The sequence below is a fragment of the Brenneria izadpanahii genome, from assembly GCF_017569925.1.
Lineage (GTDB): Bacteria > Pseudomonadota > Gammaproteobacteria > Enterobacterales > Enterobacteriaceae > Brenneria > Brenneria izadpanahii.
Map to the genome: position 1 here is coordinate 2766463 of NZ_CP050854.1, position 20840 is coordinate 2787302.

Genomic DNA, 20840 nt, shown 5'->3' on the forward strand with positions numbered 1-20840 from the left:
ACCGACATGGCTGCTTTCTGGTGGGGAGCCGCGACGTCCGCGGCGATAACGCTATTGCTGGCGGCGCTGTACCGGTACGGTTTTCGCCGCGGCGATCTGACCGATATGAGTCACATGGTCGGTATGATGCGGCTGCGCAGCGACGCCGCCTGCCTGCTGCGTCCGGATGGCCGGGTGATGTGGGTTAATCAGGCCTACGGCGATACCACCGGTTTCGGCGCCGAGGATCTGGCGGATCGCCATTGGCCCGGCTTCCTAAGCCAACAGGCGGCGGACGACGCGCCGGTGGCCGCCATCGAAAACGCCATTACCGGGCGGCGCGAACTGCGTATCGACCTGATGTTTCGCTTGGCCAGCGGCGAGGCGCGCTGCATGATTGTGGAATTGCATCCGCTGCGTAAACCGGCGAACCGCCTTATTCCGCGGCTATCCAGGCGGACGTTCACCGGTTATCTGGTGGTACAGGTGGATATCGACCAGCAGCGCCGCGAACGCAAGATGACGCAACTCGCGCTGCGCGACCGCCAGGCAGTTCTGGATATTCTCGACCGTTACGCCATCGTCAGCGAAACCGATTTGCAAGGGCATATCACCAAGGTCAATGACCGTTTTCTGGAAGTCAGCGGCTACCGCGCCGATGAGGTGATCGGACGCCACCACAGCATGTTCAGATCCGGCATCCATGACCGATCGTTCTGGCGCAATATGTGGAGCACTATCGCCCGCGGCGATATCTGGCACGGCGAAATCTGCAACCACGCCAAGGACGGTTCGCTCTACTGGCTGGACAGCGTCATTGCGCCCATGCTGGGAGCAAGCGGCCGTCCGGTGAAATACATGTCGATCCGCACCGACATCACGCCGCTGAAGCTCAGCCTCGATATGCTGGAACGCACCGGCAAAATCGCCGGCGTCGGCGGCTGGTACTACACCCCGGAGAGCAAAACGCTCTATCTCACCAAAGGCGCGGGCAATCTGCTGGGGCTTTCCGACGCCGACCACATAATGTGTCTGGACAAGATGCAGACCTTAATGCCGCGCATCATGCGCCGGCAGTGGCCGGCTTACCGCGATCTGATCCGCCATACCATGGAGAGCGGCGAACCGTTCACCCAGGAGATGCCGCTCACCCTGATAAACGGCCGGACGCTCTGGGTCAACCTGAGCGGAGAGGTAGAATATCTGCATGGCAAGCCGTACCGGCTGGTGGGCGCGGTACAAGACATCAGCGCCCAGGTGGAGGCGCGGCTGCGCGTCGAATCCAGCGAGCGGCTGCTGAGATCGGCTATCGATGCGCTGGACGAGTCGTTTGCCTTGTATGACGCCGGCGATCGGCTGGTGCTCTGCAATGACCGCTATCAGGATATGTTTGGCGATAAAGGCCATCGGATAAAACCCGGCATCTCCGTCGAGCAGGTGATACAACTGGCGATTGAGACGAACACCAGCCTGGATGCCGAAGGCATTGAAAGATGGCGTCAGCATCAACTCGATCTATGGCGGCGGCACGTCCACCATCAGCAGGTGAAGCTCAATGACGGGCGCTGGCTTAAACGCGTTGGCGTCACCACCGTAGACGGCATGCGGGTGCTGTTCTGGATCGACGTCACCGATCTGCACCAGGCGCTGGAAGACGCCGACGCCGCTTCACGCAGCAAAAGCCATTTCTTGGCCAACATGAGCCACGAAATCCGCACGCCGATGAACGCCATCATGGGCATGATGCAGTTGATCGAGCATACCGCCATCAACACCGAACAGCGCGACCTGTTGCGAAAAATGGAGCGGGCGGCGCGTTCGCTGCTGGACATCCTCAACGATATTCTCGACTTCTCCAAAGTCGAAGCCGGCATGATGCTGCTGGATACCGAGCCGTTCAAACTGGCGGATCTGCTGACGGATGTCTCAACCATCTTATCCGGCACGCTGAGCGGCAAACGGTTGGAGCTAGTGTATGAGCTAGATCCCGGCATTCCGCCGTTGCTGCTGGGAGATGCGCTGCGGCTCAAACAGATCCTGATCAACCTGGGCGGCAACGCGGTAAAATTCACCGCCAAAGGCGAAGTAAGAATACAACTGCGCGTATTGCAATACGGCGAACAAGGCGTACTGCTGGAATTCGCCGTGCAGGACAGCGGTATCGGTATCGGCGCGGACGCCACAGCGCATATCTTTACCGGCTTCAGTCAGGCGGAAGCCTCTATTTCACGCCGCTATGGCGGCACCGGCCTGGGGTTGGCCATCAGCCACCGGCTGGTGTCGCTGATGGGCGGTCAGCTACAGGTGCAAAGCAAAATAGGCCGCGGCAGCCGCTTCTGGTTCCAGATTTGGCTGCAACCGGTGAAAAAGATTTCAGAGAAAATTTTTGACGCGCCGTCGATAACCGGGCATCAGGACGACGGCCAGACGGTAAACGGCGCCCTGCCGGGGGAAAACCATCGGGCATTGCTGCTGGAACCGCATCCGGCGTCCCGTTCGGCGATCGGTAAGCTGCTGGAAAACTACGGCGGTTGGCAGGTGGTTGCCGGCAACGATGTGCCTTCCGCGCTGACGACGCTCGACGTAGAGCCGCAACCGACGCTGGCGCTGCTAAGCGTGGATGCCCCGGACTACCAGCAGTTGCTGGCGCGGCTGCGCGCTACACCTAACCCGCCGGCGATCCTGCTGCTGTCGTCGACCCCCTGCCCGCCGCGCGACGGCCTGCCGATACTGTGCAAACCGATCACATTTTCCATGATTTGGAACGCCATTCAGGGCAAACACCAACAGGATCCCGCCGACGCGCCGGCGCAGCAACACCGGCTGGCGGGGCTCCGGCTGCTGCTGGTGGAAGATAACGAAATCAATCAGGATGTGGCGATCCGGATGCTGGCGCGGGAAGGCGCGCAGGTCAGCGTGACGAGCAACGGTTTACAGGGCGTTCAGGCGCTGGACGCCGCGCCAGACGCCTACGATCTGGTTCTGATGGATATGCAAATGCCGATAATGGACGGTTTGCAGGCTACGCAGACGATACGCAGTGAACCGCGCTTCGACCGGCTGCCGATCATCGCCATGACCGCCAATGCCATGCAGTCGGACCGGGAAGACTGCCTGAACGCGGGGATGAACGGCCATATCGGCAAACCGTTCCATATGGAGGAACTGATAGACATCATTCTGCGCCATATCGGGCGCTTGCCCGCCACCGCCTCTCCCTCTCCAGCGCCGCATAAACCATCTTGCGCGCCAGCGATGGAAACCGAGCTGGATGCGGAAAACGCCCTGCTGCGACTGGGGCAGGATCGGGCGTTCTATAGCCAGCTACTGCATAATTTCGCCCCGGCGGCCCGGAAGCTGACGCAACGCATCATTCAGGCGCTGGAGGAAGGGGATGCGGCGCAAACGCGCGATGCGGCGCATCAGCTCAAAAGCATCGCCGCCGCCAGCGGCGCCCTCCAGTTGACGGCCGTTTGCGCCGCCGTCGAACAACTGGCGAGAAACGGCGAAGATCGTCCGGCGCTGGAGCGGCAGGCGGCGGCGCTGCCCGAAACGCTGACGCGCGCGCTGGCGGCGCAGCAGACGTGGCTGCGGCGGCATGGCGACGCAGAAAAAGAGCATGCGCGCAGGGATGACGGCGTAACGGCCACAGATGACGGCACGCTGGGGACGGATTTGGCGGAACTGGCCGCTGCGTTGCAGGCCAGCGATATGGTTTCGTTAGACCTGTTCGATACCCTGCTGGCCCGCCATCGCGATCGCCTCGGTCCGCAGATTCAACCGCTGTGCGACGCCATGAACGCCTTCGATACCGATGCCGCCCTCGCCATTATTCAGGAGTTGCAAAACCGGTAACGGCGGCGTCCCTGCCGAGAGACCGCCTCGTTTCAATAGCGCCGGCCCGGCGGCGGCATTTAGCCGCAGCCCTGATTCGTAGGACGGCGGAGCTTGATCCTCCAGCGTCGGGCGCGTGCTGCGACATCGCAGGAAATGGCGGCTTTACCGCGCACGAAACCGTCTCTTAGCCCGTATAAGAATGTGGCTAAGAGACCGGCTAACGACCAATAAATCAGCCCTGATGCGCCAGGGCCGGCAGATAATCGGCGGATTCTTCCGTCCGGAAGCGGTCTACCGTGCGCGATAGCTCCTGCGCCTGATCGCTCAGCGATTTGGCCGCAGCCAGGGCTTCCAGCACCAGCGCCGCGTTCTGCTCCGTACTCTGATCCATTTGCGATACCGCCTGATTAACCTGTTTGATGCCTGAGCTTTGCTCTTCGCTGGCCGCGCTGATTTCCGCCACCATCGCGGTAACGCGCTGCACGCTTTCGACGATTTCACTCATGGTGGAACCGGCGTGTTTCACCAGATCGGTTCCCTCCGTGACCTTGGACACCGAATCATCTATCAGACCTTTGATCTCTTTAGCGGCGGACGCGGAACGCTGCGCCAACGTGCGCACCTCGCTCGCCACCACCGCGAAGCCTCTCCCCTGCTCTCCGGCGCGCGCCGCCTCCACCGCGGCATTCAGCGCCAGGATATTGGTCTGGAAGGCGATACTGTCGATCACCCCAATGATATCCACCACTTTACGCGACGAGGCGTTGATCGAATCCATGGTATCCACCACCTGCCTGACCACCGAACCGCCGCGTCCGGCCACTCCGGAAGCGGACTGCGCCAACTCATTGGCGTGACGCGCATTCTCCGCATTGTTTTGCACGGTGGCGGTCAGTTGCTCCATAGCCGACGCGGTCTGCTCCAGCGCGCTGGCCTGCGACTCGGTGCGGGATGACAGATCTTCGTTGCCGGAAGCGATCTGCATTGACGCGGTGGTGATGGAATTGGTGCTGCTGCGCACCTGGCTTACCAACAGGGAGAGGTTATCGCGCATGGCGCGAATGGCGTACAGAATGCTGCTCTGGTCGCCGGATCGGGTCTGCACGTCCACCGTTAGATTGCCGTCGGCGATCTGACGCACCACATTAACCGCGTATTGCGGCTCGCCGCCCAACTGGCGCAAAAGGGTGCGCAGCATGTTCCATGCCAGCAGAGCGATCGCCACCAGCAGCGCCGCGACAATGGCCAACAGCCGGAGGGCGTTATGCCAGAATGTCTGCTGAATGTCATCGATATAGTCGCCGGTGCCGATGATCCAGTCATAGGGTTCGAAGTGGGTGATAATGTAAATTTTATCAACCAGTTCCTGAGCGCCGGGACGCATGCCCTTGCCCTGCGTCATGCCGAAGGCCTTCCCTTGCAGAGCCGCGCGGTTGCGCACCCCGGCTTCCCGGCCGCCATTCGCATCAACGATGCCGACGCGATTGGCGTCGGGGTGTACATAGTTCACATCGTCGCTGTAGCCCAGCACAAAGAAATAGCGATTACCCTGATGAAAACTGCCGATGGCGCGCTTGGCTTCGTTCAGCGCATCCTCATGCGAAAGCTGGCCGGCCTTCTCCCGCTCATAGGTTTTTTGCGCTGAAGCCTTGGCCAATTCCACCAGCGTGGTAAGTTGCCCGATACGCTCTTTCATCATCGACGAATACAAGGTATTTAATGCTACGGCCGAAAGAGCCAATAATCCCAGTAGCATTGCACCGCACAACAGTATAATTCGAGTTTGTAGTTTCATTATATTTCTCTTCAATATATTGCACGTAAATCAGGCTATCCGCCGCACAGCGCGCAGGCCTTCCCGATCGGAATACGGGAAGTTTGCGCGCCGGATGATCGTCTTCCACGGCCTACCTGTGAGGATATTCTTGAAGCATAAAGATTGATGACATGTCACTGAATGATATCGGCATTGATTTGGAATGCTTTATAGCCATTAATAACCTAAGTGATAATTATTTCCATTACTATGTAAATTGGCGGTTTTTAGTTGAATCTTATCGAAAAAATGAAAATCGCCGCGCCGGGATCAGCGCCTTTTTCCCCGCCGCGCCGAACTGCGCCACAACCTTGCTCATCCTATCTAATTTCATGGAAACCCGAATATTGCCTGATGTCTTTTTAAAATTAAAAATATCATTAATATATAATGAGATAAAACAAACCCATTTTGTTATCCCCGCAAAAATGTTGACACAAAAACAAAATAAGATATAAATAGATATATCTAAAACAACAGGAGATAACCATGCGTAAACATCACTTTCGTGACGGACAGGATCAGAACGAGGAAATGAGGGATCGCAACCACCGGGCTGAAGGTAAAAAGCGCGATCGCGTAGAAGGTAGAGAACAGGAAGCGGGACGAGGTCATGGCCGCGGCCACGGCCGGCGTGGACACCGGGAAGAAGGACATGGCGCGCAGCACCGCCGCCAGCGCCTCTTCGCCCATGGCGAGCTACGCTTGGTGGCGCTGGATCTGCTGGCGCAAAACCCCAGCCACGGCTATGAGCTGATCAAAGCGATCGAATCCCTGACCGAAAGCCATTACGCCCCCAGCCCCGGCGTACTCTACCCGACGCTCGATTTTCTGCAGGAACAGAGCCTGATCGCCATTACCGATGAACTGAACGGCCGGAAAAAATTCGATATCACCGACGAAGGCCGCCAGTATCTTGAGCAACGTAAAGAGGAACTACAGCAGATCCTTGAACGCATCAAGGCGCGCATCGCCGGCATGGCGCTGCGTCAACATCCAGAGATGAAACGGGCATTGGACAATATCAAATCCGTACTGGACCTCAAGGTGAACCGCGAGGATAGCAATGAAGAAACGCTGAAGAAGATTATCGGCATCATTGACAACGCCGCCGCGGAAATTGCCCAGCTTGACTGAGTTTCGCATAACATCGGGATGTAGGCTAATAAGGGTCGCGATACCCGTAACGCCAGAGCCGCCACGGGGCGAGGCATCCCAGCGGGAACCTCGCCCCGGTATTTTCTCCCGGCATTGAGCCTACAGACGATGGCAATCCTATTCCGCATGTCCCAGCGTATGCATCAGGCGGTTGGCCCAGCCGAAAATAGCCGCTGAATGCAGCAAATCGACGATATCCGCCTTACTCAATCCCTGCGCCAGCAAAGTCTGAATATGTTGCGCAGTCACGGCAATCGGCGTTTGCGACAGCGCCCGGCAAAAATCGACGATTGCCTGGGTGTAACCATCGAATTCACCGTCCAGACCTTGAGTATAGAGAGTGCCGACCACGTCATTGCGCCCGGAAAGTTCCTCATAGCGCCGGGCGTGGACCGAACCGCAATAGGCGCAGCCATTGACGGCCGAAGCAGTCAGAGCGCCAAGTTCCCGCTCCGCACGCCCCAATCCCCCGCGGCTGTACATAACGTTTCCCTATGCGGCCGGACAACACCGCACCCGGTGCGTATCCGTTAACCAGTAATATTGTTCCGCATGGCGCAGGCAGGTTTTGCCGCCGCGGAACTCGCACCCCGCCCCCTGGGCGGCCACCGGCACGTTGCGCGGCTGATTTTTTAGCCTCGGATGCGCCGGCGGGATCGCCTGCAGCAGGTAACGCGTATAAGGATGCTGGGGATGTGAGAACAATTCCGGCACGCTGGCCTCTTCGACAATCAAGCCGCGCGACATCACGCCGACCCGGTCGGCGATGTGATGCACTACGCTGAGATCGTGGGCGATAAACAGGTAGGCCAACCCCTGTTCGCGCTGTAGCCTCATCAGCAGATTAAGGATCTGCGACTGGATGGAGACATCCAGCGCCGAAACCGGCTCATCGCAGATAATCAGCTTCGGCTCCAGGATCAGCGCGCGGGCGATGCCGATACGCTGCCGCTGCCCGCCGGAAAACTCATGCGGATAGCGCTGCGCGTCCGCCGGCGTGAACCCGACGCGGCGCAGCATCTGCCCAACCTGCTCCCTGCGCCAGCGGGCATCGCGCACGCCATGAATAATCAGCGGCTCTTCGATGCTGTAGCCCACCGAGCGTTTCGGGTCGAGCGACGACAGCGGATCCTGAAAAATCATCTGGATATCTTTACGCACGTCGCGCCACTGTCTGCTGTCAAACGTCAGCAACGATCGGCCGTCGAAGGTGACCTCGCCGCCGGAAGAGGCCGTCAGCCCCAGCAGGCTGCGTCCGGTGGTGCTTTTGCCGCTGCCGGATTCCCCCACCAGCGCGTAGGTTTCGCCCGGCATAATGTGAAAGCTGACGTCCTGCACCGCGGTAAAGCGCTTGCCGCGCCAGCCTTTAGCCTGAAAGGTTTTACTCAGATGACGCACGGTCAGCAGCGGCGTATTCATAGCAGCCCCTCTATCTCTTCGGCGCGCCAGCAGCGCACCCGCTGCGATGATCGTTCGGACAAGGCGCGTAAAGCGGGACGCTGTTCCCGGCAGCGCGCCTGCGCATAGGGACAGCGATCGGCGAAACCGCAGCCGGTTATCGCCACGGACAGCGCCGGCACCGTACCGCGGATTTCCGGCAGTTCGGTTTTGCGCGCGCGATCCAGCCGGGGCACCGACTGCAACAGGGCGCGGGTATAAGGATGGCGCGGATTATCAAACAGCGTGATGATATCGGCCTCTTCCACCACCTCGCCGAGATACATCACCAGTACCCGCTGGCACAGCTGCGCCACCACCGACAGATCGTGCGTTATCAGGATGATCCCCATCCCGTTGTCCGCTTTGACCTTTTCCAGCAGCGCCAGGATCTGCGCCTGAATGGTGACATCCAACGCGGTGGTCGGCTCATCGGCGATCAGCAGCGAAGGACGGCTGGCGATCGCCATCGCAATCATTACGCGCTGACGCATGCCGCCGGATATTTCATGGGGATAGGCCGCCGCACAGCGCCGCGCATCCTCAATGCCCACCTGATGCAGCAGGTTCAGCACTTCGGCCTGCCGCTGCCTGCGCGTCAAGGGCGTGTGCAGCCGCAGACTCTCCTCGATTTGAAAACCCACGCTAAAAACCGGGTTCAGGCTGGAAAGCGGATCCTGAAAAATCATCGCCATCCGGCTGCCGCGCCAGCGCTGCAACTCGCCGGGCGACAGATTGCGCAGCGCCTGACCGTTAAACGTCATCTCGCCGCTGACATGACTGTAGCGCGGCGGCAATAACCCCATCAGCGCCTGGGCCGTCACGCTTTTGCCGCAGCCCGACTCGCCGATAATCCCCAGCGTTTCATGCTGTTTCACCGCAAACGAAACGCCGCGCACCGGCGCCACCACGCCCTGCCCGGTGGCGAACTTTACCTGTAACTCATTAACCGCGAGTAACGTTGCCGGCTGACTGTGGTTACTCATCGGCCCGACGCCTCGGCTTTCAGTTGGCGCAGCAGACGGCGCGTTAAGGGTTGAAGCCCGCGATCGGAGCCGTCGCGCAGCGCATCGCCGACGATATTCAGCGCCAGAATCAATAATACGATGGCGATGCCGGGGAAAAAGGTCATCCACCAGGCGGTAAAAATCACCTTTTTCCCCTCCAGCAGCAGATTGCCTAAACTGGGCATCGGCGCCGGGATGCCGGAACCCAGAAAGCTCAACGCCGCTTCGGTAAGTATGGCGACGGAGAAGATCCAGCTCACCTGTACGATTAACGGCGAAATAACATTCGGCAGCAGGTGCAGCCAGATGATGCGCGCGCCGGTCGCGCCCTGCGCGCGCAACGCCTCAATGTAATTCTTCTCTTTGATCACCAGCGCGGCGGCGCGGATAACGCGCGCCACGGAAGGGACATACACCAGCGACAGCGCCAGCACCACATTCGAGATGTTCGGTCCAAGGATACCGACGATGGCGATAGCCAGCAGCAGCGAGGGAAACGCGAATAGTCCGTCGCAGATGCGCATCAGTATCAGATCCAGCCAGCGATACCAGGCGCACAGCAACCCTATCGCCGTGCCGATGGCGCCCGCCGCCAGCGCCACCGCCGCGCCGACCGAGAGCGAAATGCGCACGGCCAGCGCCACGCGTACAAACAGATCGCGGCCGAAGTTATCGGTGCCGAACCAGTGGACGGCGTCAGGAGGCTTGAGGCGGGTTAGCGGACTGATGGAGTAAGGGTCGAACGGACTGACCCATACGCCTGACAACGAGAACAGCACGATGATGAATAGCAACGCGCCCCCCGCCGCAAACCGCCGCTGACTGAAAAAGTTTTTCATGACGCGTTCCCCGTAACGGAAAGGCGGGGATCGATCAGATAGCTGAGGATATCGACCGCCAGATTAATCAACACATAGCTGACGGTAATCAGCAGCACCGCGCCTTGAATAACCGTGAAATCGCGTCGTTCGATGGAATCGACCACCAGCGAACCGACGCCCGGAATGCCGAACACGCTTTCAATCACAATCGCGCCGGTCACCAGCGAACCGAACGACTCGCCGCAGATGGTCAGCACCGGCAACAGCCCGTTCTTCAACGTGTGGCGCAGCAGTACGGCCGATTCCGGCACCCCTTTGGCGCGGGCGGTTTTAATAAAGTTTTCCTGTAGCACATCCAGCATCACCGCCCGCGTCATGCGCGCAATCAGCGCCGCGATACGAAAACCCAGCGCCAGCGCGGGCAGCGTTAAATACCACAGATTGAGCAACGCATCGCCGCGGGTGGAGCTATACCCCACAACCGGAAACCAGCGCAGCTGCACGGCGAAAAAGAAAATCAGAAACAGGCCGAGTAAAAAACCGGGAACGGACATCCCCAGCGTCGCCAGCCACATGATGACGCGATCCAACAGCCGGTCATGCCGCCAGGCGCTGACAATCCCGCCGCCCAGCCCCAGGAGCAGCGCAATGCCCTGCGCATAAATCGCCAGCGCCAGCGTGGGTTGCAGGTGCTGAAGAAAAAGCGACAGTACGCTGGCGTTCATCAACAAAGAGTGGCCGAGATCGCCGCGCAACACCGCGCCGAACCAGGTGAAAAACTGCGCCGGCAGCGGTTTATCCAGCCCCATTTGCTGACGCAGCGCGGCGATATCCGCCGGGCTGGCGTCATTGCCCAGGATCACCAGCGCCGGATCGCCCGGCGCCAGATGCACCAGACAAAACACCACCACCGCCACCACGAACAGCACCGGCAGCAGCGCCAGCAGCCGGTGGAAAATATACCAACCCATTATCTTCCCCGCTTACTGCGCCGCGATGCTGACATTCCACAATACCGGCCCGATCAGGTCATAGTAGCCGCGGACACGGTGTTTGATCGCCACCGCGTCCGGCGTGGTGCGTCCCAGCACGATCACCGGCAGGTAAGTCCAGGTCTGTAAATGCAATTTATCCACCAGCGGTCTGGCCTCTTTCAGCGACGGCGCCTGTTTGATGGCGTCCAGCGTGTCGTCAATTTCCGGGCTATTAGTCAGGCCCGGAAACTTGGCGCGCGAATCGAGGAAGGGATACTGATGCAGCACCTGACGCATGGAAAACTCCAGCGCGCACAGATCGAAGGTAGACGGATCCTGACGGCGTTGCAGCACCGTGGCCCAGTCATAGACATCAAGGCGGGATTTCACCCCAATCTGTTTCAACACCTGCTGCGCCACAATCGCCAGGTTGTACAGCTCGGCGTACTCCTTGGTGGCGATGATCACCACCTCTTCGCCGTTATAGCCGGACGCCTTCACCAGTTGGCGCGCTTCGTCCAGCTTATGCTGGTTCCAGTACGGTTTGCCGGCTTCGCTGTACCAGTCCACCTGTTCGGGAAAACCCAGCGAGGAATCCTCCTTGAAAAAGCGCGGATCGCTATAGCCCGCCAGCAGCGCCTGATGCACATCCAGCGCCAGATTGAACGCCTGGCGCAGCCTAACATCGGCGAACGGCCCGCGGTTCTTGTTGAACAGATAGGTAATCAGCGATCCGCCCGCCGCCGGACGGTATAACTCAACATCGCGCGCGTTGTTAAGCGCATCGATATTGTCTTTCGGCAGGTCGAAAACAACGTCGTATTCGCCGGTCAGCGCGCCGGCCAGACGGGTGGACTCATCGGTGATATAGCGGAACCAGATATCCTTAAGGTCCGCTTTTTTCTGCCCCGATAGCCCGTCCGCCGGTTCGCTGCGCGAGACATAGCCGTCGTAGCGGGTGAGATGCAGATATTCGCCCTGTTTGAACTCCGCCAGCTTATAGGGACCGGTGCCGATCAGTTGGCTGACCGGCTTTTTACTGGCGTTCGCTTCGTCGATCAGCCGTTTGGGCATGATGGCGGCCAGATTCTTCAAATCGGCCAGCACATTGAGCGTAATCAGCGACGGCGTCTGCACCGTCAGCCGCACGGTGCGGTCGTCAACCTTGCTGAACTGCGCGCCCGGCAGGTTGGCCTTGCCCTGCGTCGACACCGCCAACCAGCGGTTCATCGAAGCCACCACGTCATCCGCCGTCAGCGGTTGGCCGTCATGAAAATGGATGCCCGCGCGCAACACAAAGGTGTAAACCTTACGATCGTCGCTGAGCGCGTAGCTTTCCACCAGCTCCGGCACCGGTTCGAACTTGGCGTTGATGGTGAACAATTGTTCGAAGATATGGCGCACCACATCCGTGGTGGCGCTATTGGTGGTCAGGTAAGGATCGAGAGTGCCCGGCCTTTTGCCGTAAGCGATATTCAGCGCGGCATCGCGATCGACGGTTTCAGCTTGCGTTAATCCCCAGGGTAAACAGGCCGCCAGCAGCAGTGCGGCGGCAGGAAAAGTAAACCACTTCATTGATGGGAAACTCCCTTATCGTTGTAATGAGATGCGGATTCAGGCGGCATCCGTGACCGCGACCTGACCGGCGAATTCGTCTTTGACTTCCTGTAATAGCTGGGCGTCGGTCAGCAGACGCAGCCCGCTGCGCGCCAGCACTTTCGCCCCGGCGATCAGCGCCGTGTAGCCGAGCGGAGAATTGGCCGCTTCACGGAACGGCACGGTATGGCCGATCAGATCGTCCGGGCCGATTTTGATGGTGGGATGCGCCGTCGGCACCGCATGACTGATATCCCCGGCATCGGTTGACGCAATGCCCGTTTTATCCGATAGATCGACCTTTTCCCCCACGGCGGTGAACTCCTCCAGCAGCAACGCATTCAGCCGCTGGTTGATGCGGAAATCACGCGGCCCGACCTGATGTTCAATCTTCACCGTCGCGCCGGTCGCCAGCGCCGCGCCGTCGGCGATGGCGCGAATCCGCGGCTCCAGCGCGACGACCTCTTCACGGGTTTTGGCGCGAATGTAGTAATGCGCCGAGGCATATTCAGGAATGACGTTAGGCGCCTGGCCGCCGTTGGTGATAATGCCGTGCACCCTAACGCCGTCCGGCAACTGCTGGCGCAAGACGCTGATGCCGTTATACAGCAGCACCAGCGCATCCAGCGCGTTTACGCCTTTATGGGGGGAACTGCCGGCATGGGAAGGCTTGCCGTAAAAGTGGAAATAGAGGTGATTATTGGCCAGCGAAGGTCCGGTGAGCCGCGTTTTGCCGGAAGGATGAACCATCAGCGCGACATCCACGTCCTCCAGCAAGCCGTGTTCGACAAAACGCGCCTTTACATTGCCGTTCGGGCCGCCTTTACCGCGTAATCCGCCCTCTTCGGCCGGCGTGCCTAACACCACGACGCGCCCGCCGGTAACCTCAATGACCTCGCCGAGCGCGATCGCCGCCGCCACGCTGGTCACGCCGATAATGTTGTGACCGCAGGCATGGCCGATATCAATCAGCGCGTCGTATTCCGCCAGAAAGGCAACCGTCGGCCCCGGTTTGCCGCTCTCTTTTAGCGCATAAAAGGCCGTTTCATGCCCCGCCACGTTCGACGTAACCTGAAAGCGGTTTTTCGACAGGAGGGAGGTAAGCAACTGATTGGCATAATATTCGTTATTTCCCGTTTCCGGATGGGCGTGGATATCCCTGGAAACGGTAATATATTCCTCACTATGCTGTTCGATGCTCTCTTCCAGTTGCGATAATAACGATGCTGCGCCCATGATTTTGTCACCAGATTGTTAAAACAGTGGTTCATAGTTAACGCGGAGCATTTAATAATTAAAAGTGCCGATTTTTGCTTTCTATATGCATTTTTTAATTAAGAGCCTATTCCAGTAGCCGTTATTGGCGCAGCCAGTTTGGACTCGGACAGCGCGCAGACAACATGCCGAGCATGTTGAACGGACTTTAGTCCGGCCCGTAGGGCGAGCGCAGCGAGTAAACCGGAACGTACACATAGTACGTGAGGATTTCGAGCACTGCCCAGGGCCAAAATGGCAAGTGAAATAGTCCTAATGGGATGGGCTCCAAGCCGTTTCAGCGATCCCGAAGCCAACGCGCATACCGGTCACCGGTAAATTGCACCGCGGTAACCATGGCGATCAGCACGGCGATGACGATGACCATCACCTGCGTATCAAAACGCTGATAGCCATAGCGGATCGCCAAATCTCCCAATCCCCCGCGCCCACCGCCCCCGCCATCGCCGACGAACCGATCAACGCCACCAGCGTGATGGTTAAACCGCCGACAATGCCCGGCAAAGCCTCGGACAAATAAACATGCCGCACAATGTCCCACTTTTTACACCCCATCGCCTGGGCCGCTTCGACCAGTCCGGGATCGACCTCGCGCAGATTGACTTCGACAATGCGCGCGAAAAACGGCGTGGCGCTAATCGCCATCGGCACCACGGCCGCCCAAACGCCGATGGTGGTGCCGGCCACCCAGCGGGTGAACGGGAGTAGCGCCACCAGCAGCACAATAAAAGGCGTGGCGCGAAAACCATTGATCACGCCGCCGACAATGCGGTTGAAACGGGGGGACGCCAGAAAGCCGCCGGGCGCGGTGACAATCAACATTACCGCCAGCGGGATCCCGGCTAAAAAGGCGATGAAACCGGATACGCCGACCATGGTCAGCGTATCAAGAAGCGCCTGTATATAACGGTTAAATGGAATAGTGAGCGACAGGAACATAACCAATCACCTCGATCTGATGCGCAACGGCCTGCGGGCCTTGCGTAAGCCCGGCCAAATCAGGCAGCGGCGCATCGCCTGACATCGCCAATAACAGGCGGCCATGCGCATGGCCTTGAATGCGGTCCATCCCGCCGTGCACCAGGCGAACCGGAGCCTGCAATACCTGGGCGATACGGGAGCAATCCGGCTCCAGCCCGCCTTCGCCGGTGTAGGATAGTTGCAGAATCCGTTCGCTGGCGACGCCGTCCGGCAATGGCCGGGATTGCAGGCTGCGGCGCAAGTCGTCCGGCAAATCCTGCCGCAACGGCGCCAGCAGAGCTTTGGTCGCTTCATGCCGCGGCGAACCGAACACTTGCCACACATCCCCCGATTCGGCAATGCGTCCCTGCTCCAATACCAGCACCCGGTCGGCGATGGCCCGAATTACGCTCATTTCATGCGTAATCAGGATGATGGTGATGCCCAGACGGCGATTGATATCGCGCAGCAATTGCAGAATGGCTTGGGTGGTTTCAGGATCCAACGCCGAGGTGGCCTCGTCGCACAGCAGAATCTCCGGCGAGGTGGCCAGCGCCCGGGCGATGCCCACGCGCTGTTTCTGTCCGCCGGAGAGCCGGCTGGGATAAACATGATGTTTATCCTGTAGCCCCACCAGCGCCAAAAGCTCGGCGACGCGCCGCGCAATCTCCGCCTTCGTCACGCCCGATACCTTCAACGGCAGCGCGATATTCTCCCACACCGTTTTCGCCGACAGCAGATTAAAATGCTGAAAGATCATACCAATACGACGGCGCAGGCTAACCAGTCCGGACTCGCTCAGCTTAGCGATATCCACGCCATCGATCAGAACCTTGCCGGTCGTGGGTTTATCCAGACGATTAATGGTACGCAGCAGCGTGGATTTACCCGCCCCGCTGCGGCCTATAATGCCGAAAATACAGCCCGCGGGGATCTCCAGACTAATGTCCCGCAGCGCCGCTACCGACGCATTGGATGAACGGTAAATGCGCGAAATATTATCGAATGTCACCGAACCGGCGCCACGGCCGCGAGTCTTCGCCACGGAGAGCGGCGCACCGGCGGAATGCGCGTCCGCCCCGTGATCCACAAAGACCGGCGCCGCTTTCAATGCCGTTGCCGAGTGCCTCATGGCTTTTGTCCGTCCTTCAGCCAGGGCAAAGCATACAGATTTGGATCGTTATTAAAACGTTCGGCAATCGTTTTGCGCACTGCCGGCGAGTTTTGATAGATCGCCACAAACTTCTTCAACACCGGATCGTCGGCGCGATCGCTGCGCGCCGTGAAACGCATGGCGTAGTAGCTATCGCTTACCCCGGAGTACAGCAACGCTTCGCTGGCCTTTTGCGGCGTGCCGGCATTGAAGAAATAGGAAGGCCAAACAACGGACAAATCCAGATCCTGCAATGAACGAATCAACTGCGGTCCTTCGATCTCAAAGAATTGCAGCTGATGCGGATTCTCGCTGATATCATCCAGCGTCGCGTCAGTGGCGTCGCCGTTGCGCAGTTTGATCAGCCCGGCCTTTTGCAACAGCAGCAGGCCGCGCCCCTGATTCACCGGATCGTTAGGCACGCCGACCTTGGCATGCTGCGGCACATTTTTGAGGTCGGTTATCTTGTTCGAGTAGATGCCGATATTCTGGAGCAGTCCGAAGCCGATATTCTGTAACTTATAGCCCCTTTCTTTGATGGCGTTTTGCAGGAACGGTTCGTGCTGAAAAAAATTCAGATCGATATCGCCGTTATTTAACGCTTCATTCGGCAGCGTCCAGTCGGTAAATTCCACCAATTGCACGTCAATACCCTGGGCTTTGGCATCATCGACGGCGGCCAGTATGGCGTCGGACGTCGCGCCGGCGGTGGAGCCGATCTTCACTACGTCCGCGGCCTGAGCCGTCGCCGCCAGCGCCAATGCCAGCAACGCGCCCGCGCATCCCCGGCCAAATATTTTCATATTGCCGCTTTTCATTATTTATATTTCCTCATCAGCATAATATCCCCTTGCTAATAACCCTTAAATTAAAGCCATTAAAATTCGTTCGGCATTATTTAGATTGCCGATAAAGCTCGAAACACCGTCATTAATGATTAATTACCGCACACCCCGCTTCCCCTTTATCCGAAGAAGGCGCTAACGCCTTAAAAATGCGGGGCTTCCTCCCTCCGCGGGGAAGAGGAGGATTGGGCGGGGTTAGATCCGGAAGGTTTGTCATCAAACTCACATTATTACCATGTTATTTGCACATATTGCCGACCTAAAAAAATACGATGACTAATTTCAGAAATGATTGAAGGCGTCAGCCAGTAGCTGTTTTTATCCCTTGAGGCAGAGCGGACAAAATTCATCCAAACGATTATTTAATTCCTCTCCAGAAAAATAAAAGCGTTCCATACCCTTTGCAGCAATTATTGCCCGGTCGCCGCGTTTTCTTAGCACAGTTCATTAGCACAGTTCATTCCAGTAACTCTGGCGAACCAGGCGACGGTAATTACTGTTGCGTTTCCGTTCGAACTGGTACCAGATAAACATATCCCGTTTCGATGCCATAAATATATCCCATAGAAAGAATGATTTCCGTTACTCTCGAACTATCCGGCGCGGACACGCCGGACGGCGCCGACGCCGCTAAACCGTTAGCCTGGCCGAGTAATGAACCCAATATTCCGGTAAGCCGGTTGAGTTTCATATTGCTATTCTCCTTGCGCCGCCAATCAACCTGAATTCACCATCCCAGTTAAGCGCATATCCGTCAAAAACGAAGTGATTATTTATGCTTTGGTTATGCGCAAGACGAATAACGTTGCCGGCGTTATCTTATTTTTGACTTCTTTTGTTATCACCAGAATCGCTTTAATCCAATGATATTTTCCGCCGTTATTATCAATCGATATGCTAAATAATTCGAGTTGAGGAACAAAGCGCCGCGCCTTCACGCCTGAAGGCTTAACTCCATTTTTTAATTCAATAAATTAATCACAAAAAAACGTTTGCTGTTATCCGTCCCGTCTTTCGGCCCGGCGTAAGCCGGTAAGTTTTCTCGCCGCTTTATTCCCCGATGGCGGCCGATTCGCCATAACGCGCGCCGATTATGCATTTTTTAGCCAAGCATAGCTAAATTTAAACGTTCGTTTTAAATAACCGTTCCAATACGATGACGGCAGTTATTTCAAAATAAAGGCATATGACATGCCTCAGACTGTTGGTAAAGCCCGTTATTTAGGGGAAACGCGGGGGGAGGTTCCCGCTGGGACGCCTCACCCCCGTGGTCGCCCCGAATATCCCGGCTTCACCGGCAAGTTTGTTAGCACACGCCGGCATATGACATGCCAGGTTGACGACAGGGCCGAAAAAGATGAACAAACGAATTGTCCTCCCGTTGCTGTTTTTAATCAGTTCGTTCGCCATCGCCAACGTTCAGGCGGACGAACAAACGCCGCAGCGCGGCGGTACGCTGAATTTTCTGGTGGAGCCGGAGCCGCCGGTGCTGACCACGCTGGTCAACACCGCAGGGCCGATCCTAAAGGTCAACGCCAAGGTGATTGAGGGACTATTGAGCTATGACTTCGATCTCAAGCCGATACCGCAGTTAGCCACCCGTTGGGAGATCGGCCCGGACGGCAAAAGTTATACCTTCCATTTACGCCAGGGGGTCAAGTGGCACGACGGCAAAGATTTCACCTCCGCCGATGTCGCCTTTTCCATTCTCGCGGTGAAAAAATACAATTCCCGCGGCCAGGGCACCTTCGCCAGCGTCAGCGATGTGAAAACGCCCGATCCCTATACCGCCGTCGTCGAACTGTCGCAGCCTGCGCCCTATCTCATCAGCGCATTCTCCGCCAACGAAGCGCCCATTGTCCCCCGCCATCTGTATGAAGGAACCGATATCCGCAGCAATCCGCACAACGCCGCGCCTATCGGCACCGGCCCGTTTATTTTCAAAGAGTGGGTGCGCGGCAGCCATATCATTTATGTACGCAATCCTGACTATTGGGATCGACCGAAACCTTATATCGATCAGTTGGTGGTGAAATTTATTCCCGACGCGGCCACCCGCGCCATCACCTTCGAAACCGGCGCGCTCGATCTGGGCAGCGAGTCTCCGGTGCCGCTGAGCGAAATCGAACGCATCAAGACCAACGGCAAACTGGGTATTGAAACCGGCGGCTACGGCTACGGCCCGACCCAGACTCGCATCGAGTTCAACCTGGATAATCCCTATCTGAAAAACCTGAAAGTGCGCCAGGCCATCGCGCATAGCATTAACCGCGAGGTGCTGAAAAACGTGGTGTGGTATGGCTATGCGGTCAACTCCCCGACGCCCGTCACGCCGGAACTGGCCCAGTTTCACGACAATTCGCCCTCGCCCTACGCTTTCGATATCAAACGGGCCGAACAATTGCTGGACGAAGCCGGTTTCCCTCGTCAGGCCAACGGTATCCGTTTTCGCCTGACTCACGACTACATGCCGTACGGCGATGGTTTCAAACGCGTGGCGGAATATATTAAGTCCGCGCTGGCCAAGGTGGGGATCGACGTCGTCATCCGTTCGCAGGATTTCGCCACCTATATCAAGCGGGTGTATACCGACCGCGATTTCGATTTTACCAACCATTCCATCTCCAATCTGTTCGACCCGGCGGTAGGCGTACAGCGTCTGTACTGGTCGCAGGCGTTCAAGCCCGGCGTTCCCTTCGGCAACGGTTCCCACTACAACAACCCGGAAGTCGACCGCCTATTGGAGCAGGCCGCGGTGGAGATTGACCCAAACAAACGAGCCGAATTGTATAAAGCGTTCCAGCGCATCGTGATACAGGAGTTGCCCGACCTGAATCTGTTGCAGCTGAAACGGCTGACCATCTACAACCAGCGCGTTCACAACCATTTGACCGATATCCAGGGCGTCAACGGCTCCATGGCCGACGTCTGGCTGGAACAGTAAGAACCCCATCCCCGTGCCGAGGTAAGCGGGGATCAACGCGAAAGGAAGACGATGAATAAATTTTCCCGAACATGGGGCGTCCTGCGGCGCACGACGCTGCATGCGCTGCCAACCGCCATCGGTATCGTCATCGTGGTTTTTCTCCTACTGCAACTGGTTCCGGGCGATGCGGCGGACGTGCTGGCCGGCGAATCGGGCGGCGCCACCGCGGACGCCATGGCCCAACTGCGCAGCCAGTTCGGGCTCGATCTGCCGATTCTGCAACAGCTGTATCGCTACCTGAATGATCTGGCGCATTTCAGCCTGGGCTTTTCACCTCGCTATAACGCGCCGGTGATGGATCTGATCTTATCCCGCCTGCCTAGTACGCTGTTTTTGATGCTGCTTTCACAGATAACCGCCGTCATCGCCGGTATCGTTCTGGGCGCGGTCATGGCCGTTTGGGCAGGCAAATGGCCGGATCGTCTGCTGTCGCTGCTGGCCCTGCTGCTTTACTCCACTCCCGGCTTCTGGATCGGTCTGATGGCGCTCATCGTGTTTTCCGTCCACCTCGACTGGCTGCCGAGCGGCGGCAATATCACTATCGGCGCCGACCTGAACGGCTGGGCCTACATTCAGGATATGTTGCGCCACGCGGCGCTGCCGGTACTGGCGCTTAGCAGCTTTTTCATCGCCATCTACGCCCGTCTGACCCGCGCCGCGATGTTGGAAATCAGCCGGCAGGATTTCGTCCGCACCGCGCACGCCAAGGGACTGGCGCCGCTGGCGGTGACCGTCCGCCATATCCTGCGCTGCGCGCTGCTGCCCATCACCACCGTCGCCGGCATGCATTTCGGCAACCTGTTGGGCGGCGCGGCGGTGGTGGAAACCGTATTCAGTTGGCCGGGGCTCGGACGTCTGGCGCTGGACGCCGTACTGGCGCGCGATTTCAACGTGCTGCTTGGCGTGCTGCTGCTGTCGGCCCTGCTGGTCATCGTCGCCAACGTGCTGGTCGATTTGCTGCAATCCTGGCTCGATCCCCGTATCAAGGTAAGCTGA

Annotated in this window: 16 protein-coding genes and 1 pseudogene; 5 read left to right on the forward strand and 12 right to left on the reverse strand. The window is 58.2% G+C overall.

The window, feature by feature from the left end; genetic code table 11:
• Window positions 1-6: 6 nt before the first annotated feature.
• On the forward strand, window positions 7-3834 hold the full coding sequence (locus HC231_RS12475; RefSeq protein WP_208226964.1) for a response regulator: 3828 nt from the start codon (window positions 7-9) through the stop codon (window positions 3832-3834).
• A 214-nt stretch (window positions 3835-4048) separates the two neighbouring features.
• Here the strand turns inward: HC231_RS12475 and HC231_RS12480 are convergent, their stop codons facing one another.
• Window positions 4049-5611 (reverse strand): methyl-accepting chemotaxis protein, encoded by a 1563-nt coding sequence (locus tag HC231_RS12480; RefSeq protein WP_208226965.1) that lies wholly within the window; start codon window positions 5609-5611, stop codon window positions 4049-4051.
• Window positions 5612-5763: 152 nt separating this feature from the next.
• Here HC231_RS12480 and HC231_RS12485 point away from each other — a divergent pair, with 152 nt between their 5' ends.
• Together HC231_RS12485 and HC231_RS12490 are read left to right on the forward strand one after the other, a co-directional pair.
• The gene (locus tag HC231_RS12485; RefSeq protein ID WP_208226966.1) at window positions 5764-6090 is read left to right on the forward strand and encodes a hypothetical protein; all 327 of its coding nucleotides are present in this window, start codon (window positions 5764-5766) and stop codon (window positions 6088-6090) included.
• A gap of 31 nt (window positions 6091-6121) precedes the next feature.
• Window positions 6122-6769 (forward strand): PadR family transcriptional regulator, encoded by a 648-nt coding sequence (locus tag HC231_RS12490; RefSeq protein WP_208226967.1) that lies wholly within the window; start codon window positions 6122-6124, stop codon window positions 6767-6769.
• Between the two features lie 138 nt (window positions 6770-6907).
• Here HC231_RS12490 and HC231_RS12495 read toward each other — a convergent pair whose 3' ends face one another.
• The 11 genes and pseudogenes from HC231_RS12495 to HC231_RS12545 all read right to left on the reverse strand — a co-directional run bounded on the left by HC231_RS12495 (window position 6908) and on the right by HC231_RS12545 (window position 17549).
• Window positions 6908-7273 (reverse strand): peroxidase-related enzyme, encoded by a 366-nt coding sequence (locus tag HC231_RS12495; protein ID WP_208226968.1) that lies wholly within the window; start codon window positions 7271-7273, stop codon window positions 6908-6910.
• A 9-nt stretch (window positions 7274-7282) separates the two neighbouring features.
• Window positions 7283-8209 (reverse strand): ABC transporter ATP-binding protein, encoded by a 927-nt coding sequence (locus HC231_RS12500; RefSeq protein ID WP_208226969.1) that lies wholly within the window; start codon window positions 8207-8209, stop codon window positions 7283-7285.
• On the reverse strand, window positions 8206-9213 hold the full coding sequence (locus tag HC231_RS12505; protein WP_208226970.1) for an ABC transporter ATP-binding protein: 1008 nt from the start codon (window positions 9211-9213) through the stop codon (window positions 8206-8208). The genes HC231_RS12500 and HC231_RS12505 overlap by 4 nt, the downstream gene beginning before the upstream one ends.
• Window positions 9210-10073 carry an ABC transporter permease gene (locus HC231_RS12510; RefSeq protein WP_208226971.1) on the reverse strand — a complete coding sequence of 288 codons (864 nt, stop codon included), beginning with the start codon at window positions 10071-10073 and terminating at the stop codon, window positions 9210-9212. The genes HC231_RS12505 and HC231_RS12510 overlap by 4 nt, the downstream gene beginning before the upstream one ends.
• A complete protein-coding gene (locus HC231_RS12515; protein WP_208226972.1) occupies window positions 10070-11026 on the reverse strand; it encodes an ABC transporter permease in 957 nt (318 codons plus the stop codon). Before HC231_RS12515 ends, HC231_RS12510 begins: the two co-directional genes overlap by 4 nt.
• A 12-nt stretch (window positions 11027-11038) precedes the next feature.
• Window positions 11039-12604, reverse strand: coding sequence for an ABC transporter substrate-binding protein (locus tag HC231_RS12520; RefSeq protein ID WP_208226973.1), 1566 nt, complete (start codon window positions 12602-12604; stop codon window positions 11039-11041).
• 39 nt (window positions 12605-12643) lie between these two features.
• Complete coding sequence (locus tag HC231_RS12525; protein WP_208226974.1) at window positions 12644-13861, reverse strand: M20 family metallopeptidase; 1218 nt, start codon at window positions 13859-13861, stop codon at window positions 12644-12646.
• A 316-nt stretch (window positions 13862-14177) separates the two neighbouring features.
• Window positions 14178-14839, reverse strand: a pseudogene (locus HC231_RS12530) (methionine ABC transporter permease).
• Complete coding sequence (locus HC231_RS12535; protein ID WP_208226975.1) at window positions 14811-15992, reverse strand: methionine ABC transporter ATP-binding protein; 1182 nt, start codon at window positions 15990-15992, stop codon at window positions 14811-14813. The pseudogene HC231_RS12530 and the gene HC231_RS12535 overlap by 29 nt, the downstream one beginning before the upstream one ends.
• Complete coding sequence (locus HC231_RS12540) at window positions 15989-16831, reverse strand: MetQ/NlpA family ABC transporter substrate-binding protein (RefSeq protein WP_208226976.1); 843 nt, start codon at window positions 16829-16831, stop codon at window positions 15989-15991. The genes HC231_RS12535 and HC231_RS12540 overlap by 4 nt, the downstream gene beginning before the upstream one ends.
• Window positions 16832-17351: 520 nt before the next feature.
• A complete protein-coding gene (locus HC231_RS12545; RefSeq protein WP_208226977.1) occupies window positions 17352-17549 on the reverse strand; it encodes a hypothetical protein in 198 nt (65 codons plus the stop codon).
• Between the two features lie 666 nt (window positions 17550-18215).
• Between HC231_RS12545 and HC231_RS12550 the strand changes: the two genes are divergently transcribed.
• Together HC231_RS12550 and HC231_RS12555 are read left to right on the forward strand one after the other, a co-directional pair.
• Window positions 18216-19802, forward strand: a complete 1587-nt coding sequence (locus tag HC231_RS12550) for an ABC transporter substrate-binding protein (RefSeq protein WP_208226978.1) — start codon at window positions 18216-18218, stop codon at window positions 19800-19802.
• A gap of 51 nt (window positions 19803-19853) precedes the next feature.
• Window positions 19854-20840 (forward strand): ABC transporter permease, encoded by a 987-nt coding sequence (locus tag HC231_RS12555; protein WP_208226979.1) that lies wholly within the window; start codon window positions 19854-19856, stop codon window positions 20838-20840.

Coding starts and splice junctions, on each gene's coding strand:
- HC231_RS12500 (WP_208226969.1), bottom strand. CDS start 8,209: ATGAATACGCCGCTGCTGACCGTGCGTCATCTGAGTAAAACCTTTCAG.
- HC231_RS12515 (WP_208226972.1), bottom strand. CDS start 11,026: ATGGGTTGGTATATTTTCCACCGGCTGCTGGCGCTGCTGCCGGTGCTG.
- HC231_RS12510 (WP_208226971.1), bottom strand. CDS start 10,073: ATGAAAAACTTTTTCAGTCAGCGGCGGTTTGCGGCGGGGGGCGCGTTG.
- HC231_RS12505 (WP_208226970.1), bottom strand. CDS start 9,213: ATGAGTAACCACAGTCAGCCGGCAACGTTACTCGCGGTTAATGAGTTA.
- HC231_RS12525 (WP_208226974.1), bottom strand. CDS start 13,861: ATGGGCGCAGCATCGTTATTATCGCAACTGGAAGAGAGCATCGAACAG.
- HC231_RS12540 (WP_208226976.1), bottom strand. CDS start 16,831: ATGAAAAGCGGCAATATGAAAATATTTGGCCGGGGATGCGCGGGCGCG.
- HC231_RS12550 (WP_208226978.1), top strand. CDS start 18,216: ATGAACAAACGAATTGTCCTCCCGTTGCTGTTTTTAATCAGTTCGTTC.
- HC231_RS12480 (WP_208226965.1), bottom strand. CDS start 5,611: ATGAAACTACAAACTCGAATTATACTGTTGTGCGGTGCAATGCTACTG.
- HC231_RS12535 (WP_208226975.1), bottom strand. CDS start 15,992: ATGAGGCACTCGGCAACGGCATTGAAAGCGGCGCCGGTCTTTGTGGAT.
- HC231_RS12490 (WP_208226967.1), top strand. CDS start 6,122: ATGCGTAAACATCACTTTCGTGACGGACAGGATCAGAACGAGGAAATG.
- HC231_RS12555 (WP_208226979.1), top strand. CDS start 19,854: ATGAATAAATTTTCCCGAACATGGGGCGTCCTGCGGCGCACGACGCTG.
- HC231_RS12520 (WP_208226973.1), bottom strand. CDS start 12,604: ATGAAGTGGTTTACTTTTCCTGCCGCCGCACTGCTGCTGGCGGCCTGT.
- HC231_RS12495 (WP_208226968.1), bottom strand. CDS start 7,273: ATGTACAGCCGCGGGGGATTGGGGCGTGCGGAGCGGGAACTTGGCGCT.
- HC231_RS12475 (WP_208226964.1), top strand. CDS start 7: ATGGCTGCTTTCTGGTGGGGAGCCGCGACGTCCGCGGCGATAACGCTA.
- HC231_RS12545 (WP_208226977.1), bottom strand. CDS start 17,549: ATGAAACTCAACCGGCTTACCGGAATATTGGGTTCATTACTCGGCCAG.
- HC231_RS12485 (WP_208226966.1), top strand. CDS start 5,764: ATGTCACTGAATGATATCGGCATTGATTTGGAATGCTTTATAGCCATT.